The 8,306-nt window shown below is 62.5% G+C and carries 5 protein-coding genes, 1 tRNA gene and 1 pseudogene; 6 read left to right on the top strand and 1 reads right to left on the bottom strand.

Going from position 1 to position 8,306, the window contains the following annotated elements; genetic code table 11:
* Positions 1–80: 80 nt before the first annotated feature.
* A tRNA-Asp gene (locus AUR66_RS04635) sits at positions 81–153 on the bottom strand.
* Positions 154–420: 267 nt separating this feature from the next.
* Here AUR66_RS04635 and AUR66_RS04630 point away from each other — a divergent pair.
* The 6 genes and pseudogenes from AUR66_RS04630 to AUR66_RS22540 all read left to right on the top strand — a co-directional run.
* Positions 421–648, top strand: a complete 228-nt coding sequence (locus tag AUR66_RS04630; protein ID WP_058571323.1) for a DNA-directed RNA polymerase subunit H — start codon at positions 421–423, stop codon at positions 646–648.
* Positions 645–2,210, top strand: a complete 1,566-nt coding sequence (locus AUR66_RS04625; protein WP_058571322.1) for a DNA-directed RNA polymerase subunit B'' — start codon at positions 645–647, stop codon at positions 2,208–2,210. The genes AUR66_RS04630 and AUR66_RS04625 overlap by 4 nt, the downstream gene beginning before the upstream one ends.
* A gap of 1 nt (position 2,211) precedes the next feature.
* A complete protein-coding gene (gene rpoB, locus AUR66_RS04620; RefSeq protein ID WP_058571321.1) occupies positions 2,212–4,041 on the top strand; it encodes a DNA-directed RNA polymerase subunit B in 1,830 nt (609 codons plus the stop codon).
* Positions 4,042–4,053: 12 nt separating this feature from the next.
* Complete coding sequence (locus tag AUR66_RS04615; RefSeq protein ID WP_058571320.1) at positions 4,054–6,978, top strand: DNA-directed RNA polymerase subunit A'; 2,925 nt, start codon at positions 4,054–4,056, stop codon at positions 6,976–6,978.
* Positions 6,971–8,230, top strand: coding sequence for a DNA-directed RNA polymerase subunit A'' (gene rpoA2 / locus AUR66_RS04610; protein ID WP_058571319.1), 1,260 nt, complete (start codon positions 6,971–6,973; stop codon positions 8,228–8,230). Before AUR66_RS04615 ends, rpoA2 begins: the two co-directional genes overlap by 8 nt.
* Positions 8,231–8,232: 2 nt before the next feature.
* A pseudogene (locus AUR66_RS22540) lies at positions 8,233–8,306 on the top strand (NusA-like transcription termination signal-binding factor); the annotation flags it as partial.

The raw sequence follows: 8,306 nt of genomic DNA, 5'->3' as shown, positions 1-8,306 counted from the left end.
GCGTCACGACCGTGACAGGGTCGTATGATGGGCCACTACACCACCCGGGCTTACTGAAGTGAGTTGTCGGATACGGAGAGCGCCCGAGGCGGGATTTGAACCCGCGTCACGACCGTGACAGGGTCGTATGATGGGCCACTACACCACCCGGGCCCTCCGTCTGCACTCATTCGTAGCCGAGGTTTATAGATAAGACTTACCATCTGTTCTGCCCATGGCCCGCGGTACCGCGATTCTTGCCCCGAAGACATTTATATCGCGATACCCCATGCCAATACGTGACGATTCGCGCATCTCCGGTGCGTGACCGCCGATAGCGCTGCCTTTCTTCGACGCAGTTAACAAGTGTTAAATGGATGGCTGCCAAAATCTGCCGTAGTATCCCGTGACAGCTTCTTCCAGCACCCAGCAGCACCATACATGGTAGACGTAAGCCAACACACACTGGTTCCAGAACACACGGTTCTCGACGACGAGGAAGTCGAGAGTGTGTTACAGGAGTACAACGTCGAGAAGACGAATCTCCCGAAGATCAAGCGGAAAGACCCGGCGCTCCCCGACGACGCAGAGCCCGGTGACGTCATCAAGATCGTCCGGAATTCGCGAACGACCGACAAAGCAGTCGTATATCGACTGGTGATCGAATGAACCGACAAGCACGACGCGAAGTCTCTCGTAAGTACTTCTCTGAAGAACGGCTCGCAGAACACCACTTCCGCTCTTTCAACGCCTTCCTCGAACGCGGCATGTCCGAAGTCGTCGAGGAGAAGGCCACCATCGAGACCGACATCGGTGACAAAGAAGGCGAAGAGCCGGTCTACGTCGAACTCGGTGGCGTCCGCGTGGAGACGCCCCGCGTCCGCGAGGCCGACGGTTCCGAAGAACTGCTCTTCCCGCAGGAAGCGCGCCTGCGCAACATCACCTACTCCGCCCCCGTGTTCATGGAGATGTCCATCGTCCGCGGCGGCGAAGAAGAAGAGGAAGTCGTGGTCGACACCGCCGAGACGAAGGTCGGCCGGATGCCCATCATGGTCGGCTCCTCGAAGTGTAACATCGCCGAGCTCACCGACGAGGACCTCGTCGAAATCGGTGAAGACCCCGTCGACCCCGGTGGCTACTTCATCGTCAACGGGTCCGAGCGCGTGCTCATGACCTCGGAGGACCTGGCACCCAACAAGATTCTCGCCGAGTACGACACGAAGTACGGCGACGAGATTCAGGTCGCCAAGACCTTCAGTCAGCGCCGCGGCTACCGCGCACTCGTTCTCTGTGAGCGCAACCGCGAAGGACTCCTCGAAGTGTCGTTCCCGTCCGTCTCCGGGAGCGTCAACTTCGTCACGCTCGTGCGTGCACTCGGCCTCGAATCCGACGAGGAGATCGTCCACCGCGTCTCCGACGACCCGGAGATTGTGAAGTTCATGCTCGAGAACCTCGAAGAGGCCGACGTTCAGACTCAAGAACAGGCCATCGAGGCACTCGGCAAGCGCGTCGCCGGCGGGCAGGGGAAGAACTACCAGCTCAAGCGCGCCAACTACGTCATCGACCGCTACCTCCTTCCGCACCTCCACGAAGAGGGTGCCGAAGAAGAGGAAGTCCGCATGAACAAGGCGTACTACCTCTGCCGCATGGCCGAGGCGTGTTTCGAACTCGCACTCCAGCGCCGCGAGTCCGACGACAAAGACCACTACGCCAACAAGCGCCTCAAGGTGTCCGGCGACCTGATGAAGGACCTCTTCCGGACGGCGCTCAACAAACTCGCACGCGACGTGAAGTACCAGCTCGAACGTGCGAACATGCGTAACCGCAACCTCACGGTCAACACCGTGGTCCGCTCCGACGTGCTCACCGAGCGCCTCGAACACCCCATCGCGACCGGGAACTGGGTTGGAGGCCGTTCGGGCGTCTCCCAACTCGTCGACCGTACCGACTACATGGGTGTCCTCTCTCACCTCCGCCGTCTTCGCAGTCCGCTGTCGCGCTCCCAGCCGCACTTCGAGGCGCGCGACCTGCACGCGACCCAGTGGGGTCGCATCTGTCCCTCGGAGACGCCGGAAGGGCCGAACTGTGGTCTGGTGAAGAACTTCGCGCAGGCGATGGAGCTCTCACAGAACGTCGAAGACGAACAGGCACTGAAACGAGAACTCGCGTCGATGGGTGTCGAGGGTATCCCCGGCATCGACAGCATCGACGCCACACCCGCAGACGACTAACATGGCTCAGGCACAGCGAGAAGCGAAAGTATACGTCAACGGTAGTCTCGTCGGGACGCACCCCGACCCCAACCAACTCGCAGCGCAGATTCGCGAGGCGCGTCGCCGCGGCGACGTCAGCCAGATGGTGAACGTCTCCGTCAAGGAGCGCACCCGCGAAGTAATCATCAACGCGGACGCCGGGCGTGCCCGTCGTCCCCTCATCGTCGTCGAAGACGGTGAACCGCTGCTCACAGACGAACACGTCGAAGCACTCGAGAACGACGAACTCGACTTCGAGGACCTCGTCGAGCGAGGACTCGTCGAGTTCATCGACGCCGAAGAAGAAGAGGACATCTACGTCTCGGTCGACGAAGACGAACTCAACGAAGACCACACGCACCTCGAAATCGACCCGCAACTCATCTTCGGCATCGGTGCCGGGATGATTCCGTACCCGGAACACAACGCCTCGCCGCGTATTACGATGGGTGCAGGGATGATGAAGCAGTCGCTGGGGATTCCGGCCGCGAACTACCGTATCCGCCCGGACACCCGCCAGCACCTCATGCACTACCCACAGCTCTCGATGGTCAAGACCCAGACCACAGAGCAGATTGGGTTCGACGAGCGCCCGGCGGCACAGAACTTCGTCGTCGCCGTGATGTCCTACGAGGGGTTCAACATCGAGGACGCACTCGTCATGAACAAGGGGTCGGTCGAGCGCGCACTCGCCCGTTCGCACTTCTTCCGCACCTACGAGGGCGAAGAGCGCCGCTACCCCGGTGGACAGGAAGACCGCTTCGAGATTCCGTCGCAGGACGTGCGCGGTGCGCGCGGTGAAGACGCGTACTCGCACCTCGACGAAGACGGCCTCGTCAACCCAGAGACCGTCGTCGACGAGAACTCCGTGCTGCTCGGCAAGACGTCGCCGCCGCGGTTCCTCGAAGAACCCGACGACATGGCCGGTCTCTCGCCGCAGAAGCGCCGTGAAACGTCCGTCACGATGCGCTCGGGCGAATCTGGTGTCGTCGACACGGTCACCCTCATGGAAGGTGAAGACGGGTCGAAACTCGCCAAGGTCTCTGTCCGCGACCAGCGCGTTCCGGAACTCGGCGACAAGTTCGCGTCCCGGCACGGACAGAAGGGTGTCATCGGCCACCTTGCGCCGCAAGAAGACATGCCCTTTACCGCCGACGGCGTCGTCCCCGACCTCGTCCTCAACCCGCACGCACTGCCGTCGCGCATGACGGTCGGTCACGTGCTGGAGATGCTCGGTGGCAAAGTCGGCGCACTCGAAGGCCGCCGCGTCGACGGGACCGCTTTCCAGGGCGAAGACGAACACGAACTTCGCTCGGCACTGGAAGAACGCGGCTTCATGTCCTCCGGCAAGGAGGTCATGTACTCCGGCGTCACCGGCGAGAAGATCGAGGCCGAAATCTTCGTCGGCATCATCTTCTACCACAAGCTGTACCACATGGTGAGCAACAAGCTGCACGCCCGTTCGCGCGGTCCCGTGCAGGTTCTCACCCGTCAACCGACCGAAGGGCGCGCCCGCGAGGGTGGCCTTCGTCTCGGTGAGATGGAGCGTGACACCGTCATCGGACACGGTGCCGCGATGGTGCTGCAAGAGCGCCTGCTCGACTCCTCCGACAAGGAGAAGGTCTACATCTCCGCCGACACCGGCATGGTCGCCGTCGAGGACCGCGACCAGCGCCGTATCTACGACCCCGTCACCGGCGACGAGGACAACATCCACGAAATCGACATCAGCTACGCGTTCAAGCTGCTCTTAGACGAGATGGTCGCACTCGGCGTTCGCCCGCGAATCGAGCTCAAGGACGCGGTCTAATCACACATGTCAATGCAGACACCCAAAGAAATCGGCAGTATTCAGTTCGGGTTGATGGACCCGGAGACGTACCGAGACATGTCCGCGACGAAGGTCATCACCGCGGACACCTACGACGACGACGGCTACCCAATCGACATGGGTCTCATGGACCCGCGTCTGGGCGTCATCGACCCCGGTCTGCAGTGCCGCACCTGCGGCCAGCACTCCGGGTCGTGTAACGGGCACTTCGGCCACATCGAACTGGCCGCCCCCGTCATCCACGTCGGCTTCACGAAACTCATCCGTCGCCTGCTCCGTTCGACCTGCCGCGAGTGCGGCCGTCTCGCGCTCACGCAGGAAGAAGCAGACGAGTACCGCGACAACCTCAAGCGCACGAAGGAACTCGGCGACGACTGGAGCGACGTGATGAAGTCGGCAGTCCGGCAGGCCCGCAAGGCCCACCGCTGTCCCCACTGTGGTTCCCCACAGCACGACATCAAGCACGAGAAGCCGACGACCTACTACGAGGTCCAGAACGTGCTCGCCGGCGACTTCTCCGAGCGCATCGCCTCCGCGATGCAACCGGACCCCGACGACGAGGACGACGAAGGCATCTCGCCGGTCGACCTCGCGGAGAAAGCAGACCTCCCGGCCGACCGCATCAATCAGGTGCTCGCCGGTGAGTTCCGTCCCGTCGGCGACGACCGGAAGGCACTCGAGAAGGCCCTCGGCATCGACCTGACCGAAGAGGACATGAACAAACTGATGCCCTCGGACATCCGCGACTGGTTCGAGGACATCCCGGACGAAGACCTCGTCACGCTCGGCATCGACCCCGACCGGTCGCGCCCCGAGTGGATGATTCTGACCGTCCTCCCCGTCCCGCCGGTCACGGCCCGGCCGTCGATTACGCTCGACAACGGCCAGCGCTCCGAGGACGACCTGACCCACAAACTCGTCGACATCATCCGCATCAACCAGCGGTTCATGGAGAACCGCGAGGCCGGTGCGCCGCAACTGATTATCGAGGACCTGTGGGAACTGCTTCAGTACCACGTCACCACGTTCATCGACAACGAGATTTCGGGCACGCCGCCGGCACGCCACCGCTCCGGTCGTCCGCTCAAGACGCTCAGTCAGCGTCTGAAAGGCAAGGAAGGTCGCTTCCGCGGTTCCCTGTCCGGGAAGCGTGTCAACTTCTCCGCGCGTACTGTCATCTCGCCGGACCCGACGCTTTCGCTCAACGAAGTCGGTGTCCCGGACCGCGTCGCCACCGAGATGACCCAGACGATGAACGTCACCGAGCGGAACATCGAGGAGGCCCAGCAGTACGTCCGCAACGGCCCCGAGAAACACCCCGGTGCGAACTACGTCCGTCGTCCCGACGGCCGTCGCCTGAAGGTGACCGAGAAGAACTGCGAAGAACTCGCAGAGAAAGTCGAACTCGGTTGGGAAGTCAACCGACACCTCGTCGACGGTGACATCGTCATCTTCAACCGACAGCCATCGCTGCACCGGATGTCCATCATGGCGCACGAAGTCGTCGTGATGCCGTACAAGACGTTCCGCCTGAACACTGTCGTCTGCCCGCCGTACAACGCTGACTTCGACGGCGACGAGATGAACATGCACGCCCTCCAGAACGAGGAGGCCCGTGCCGAGGCGCGCGTCCTCATGCGCGTCCAAGAGCAGATTCTCTCGCCGCGCTTCGGTGAGAACATCATCGGCGCTATCCAGGACCACATTTCGGGAACGTACCTGCTCACGCACGACAACCCGCACTTCGTCGAGACGCAGGCACTCGACCTGCTCCGCGCGACGCGCGTGGACACGCTCCCAGAACCCGCGGGCGAAGACGAAGACGGTCGCCCGTACTGGACGGGCCAGCAAATCTTCTCCGAACTCCTGCCCGACGACCTGGACATGGAGTTCACCTCGAAGGTCGGCGACACGGTCCGCATCGAAGACGGCCAACTCGTCGAGGGGACTATCGACGAAGACGCCGTCGGTGCGTTCGGTGGCGAAATCGTCGACGCACTCGCCAAGGACTACTCGAAGACGCGTTCGCGCATCTTCATCAACGAGATTGCGTCGCTGGCGATGCGCGCCATCATGCACTTCGGTCTCTCTATCGGTATCGACGACGAGTCCATCCCGGAGGAGGCGAACGCGCAGGTCGACGAGGCCATCGAGTCCGCCTACGAGAAGATTCAGGAACTCATCGAAATCTACGAGAACGGCGAACTCGAGTCGCTGCCGGGCCGTTCGGTCGACGAGACGCTCGAGATGAAGATTATGCAGCGCCTCGGCAAGGCACGCGACTCTGCCGGTGAAATCGCCGAAGACCACTTCGCAGAGGACAACCCGGCAGTCGTGATGTCCAAGTCCGGTGCGCGTGCGTCCATGCTCAACCTGACGCAGATGGCCGGGTGTGTCGGCCAGCAGGCAGTTCGGGGCGAGCGCATCAACCGCGGCTACGAAGGCCGCACCCTGAGCCACTACCAGAAAGGTGACCTCTCGGCCGACGCGCACGGGTTCGTCGAGAACTCCTACCGCGCCGGCCTCACCCCGCGTGAGTTCTTCTTCCACGCGATGGGTGGCCGCGAAGGGCTGGTCGACACTGCAGTCCGTACCTCGAAGTCCGGGTACCTGCAGCGTCGTCTCATCAACGCACTGTCCGAACTGGAAGCACAGTACGACGGGTCCGTCCGCGACACGTCGGGCACCATCGTCCAGTTCGAGTTCGGTGAGGACGGTACGAGTCCGGTGAAGGTGTCGTCGAGTGAGGACACGCCCATCGACGTCGACGCCATCGCCGACCGCGTCCTCGAATCCGAGTTCAAGTCCGAAGCGGAGAAAGAGCGCTTCCTCGGGGAACGTGCACCGCCGACCAACCTCTCCGAACACGCCGAACCGCGCGTCACTTCCCGTGCGGAGGTAGAATCCGATGACTGAGAACGTTGACCTCTCCCAGTACGAATTCGTCGACGAGACCATCGCCGACGTCGTCGAGGCCAAAGAGTTGCCTCGACGCCTGAAGGACCGCATCTACCAGACTATCGAAGACCGCGAGGGCGTCTCGTCCGACCAGGCCCGCGAAATCGCGCAGGCCGTCGCGACGCGCTACACCGACACGCGTGTCGACCCACTCGACCCCGTCGGGACGGTGTCGGCGCAGTCTATCGGTGAGCCCGGAACGCAGATGACGATGAACACGTTCCACTACGCGGGTGTCGCAGAAATCGACGTCACGCAGGGGCTCCCCCGACTCATCGAACTCGTGGACGCGCGGAAGACGCCGGACACGCCGATGATGACGGTCTACCTCGACGACGAGTACGCCGAGAACCGTGACCTCGCTCACCAGGTCGTCTGGGACATCGAGTCCACGAAGATTCTCGCACTCGGTGACATCTCGACCAACGTCGCCGACATGGTCGTGCAGGTCAACCTCAACGACGAGACGCTGCTCGAACGGTGGCCGACCTACGACGACGAAGGCGTCGTCGCCAGCGAGATTGCAGACACCATCGAGGACGCACTCGGTGTCAAGACTCGCCGTGAGGGGACGCTCATCGAGTTCGGCCCCGAGAGCCCGAGTTACCGCCGTCTCCTTCAACTCGTCGAGGAACTGCGCGACATCGTGTTCAAGGGTATCGAGGAAGTCTCCCGCGTCGTCATCCGCAAGGAACAGAACGACGAGACGGACAAAGAAGAGTTCGTCCTCTACACCGAGGGGTCCGCCTTCGGCGACGTACTCTCTATCGAGGGCGTCGACGCCTCTCGCACCACCTCGAACAACATCCACGAGGTGCACAAGCAACTCGGTATCGAGGCCGCTCGCGAGGCGATCATCAACGAGACGATGAACACGCTCAAAGAGCAGGGTCTCGACGACGTGAACATCCGTCACCTGATGCTCGTCGCCGACATCATGACGAACGACGGGACCATCGAGTCCATCGGCCGTCACGGTATCTCCGGGTCGAAGGACTCCGTCCTCGCGCGTGCAGCATTCGAGGTCACGGTCAACCACCTGCTCGACGCGGCCATCCACGGCGAAGAAGACGACCTCGACGGCGTCATCGAGAACGTCATCGTCGGTAAGCCGATTGCAATCGGCACCGGTGACGTGGACCTGCGGATGGGGTCGCTCGACGTCGACGACGTCGAGGCCAACGCCGCGCCCGAACCGTCGGACGACTGACGATGAAAGTCACGCTGTCGGATACGGCACGCCGGTACATCGCCCTCTTCGAGGACGAGACCGGCGCGACGGCGAA

Source organism: Haloferax profundi (genome assembly GCF_001469865.1).
GTDB classification, from domain to species: domain Archaea; phylum Halobacteriota; class Halobacteria; order Halobacteriales; family Haloferacaceae; genus Haloferax; species Haloferax profundi.
Note: the sequence above shows the minus strand (reverse complement) of the source record. Positions and strands in the feature narration are given on the sequence as shown.